The organism is Streptomyces violaceorubidus, assembly GCF_000717995.1.
Taxonomy (GTDB): Bacteria; Actinomycetota; Actinomycetes; order Streptomycetales; family Streptomycetaceae; genus Streptomyces; species Streptomyces violaceorubidus.
This window is the reverse complement of sequence record NZ_JODM01000186.1, coordinates 1-297: the sequence shown is the minus strand read 5'-3', so window position 1 is coordinate 297 and position 297 is coordinate 1. Positions and strand designations below refer to the sequence as shown.

General features: G+C 70.7%; 1 pseudogene. It reads right to left on the bottom strand.

The window, feature by feature from the left end:
- Positions 1-281 (bottom strand): annotated as a pseudogene (locus IE94_RS0134645) (hypothetical protein); the annotation flags it as partial.
- Between the last annotated feature and the right edge of the window lie 16 nt (positions 282-297).

Below are 297 nucleotides of genomic sequence, written 5' to 3'. Positions count from 1 at the left end.
TCCTCGTCGGATGCAACGAGTGTGTCGTCGGAGTCCGACAGCGTGTCGACGACCGTGACGGCATCGTCCAGCTCCGACTCCGACTCCGACTCCGGCTCCGTCGCGGTCTCCATCTCGGTCTCGGTCTCGGTCTCGGTCTCGGTCTCGGTCGCGTCGCTCGCGTGCGGGGTGTCCGCGGCCGGGAGCGTGCCGCTGACACGGGCAGCCCTGTCCGCCTCCGCCGTGTCGGCCCGTGGGGCACCGGACCGGGACAGGGTGGGTATCGGGACAGGGGCGGCCATGTCCTTTTCAGAGGCC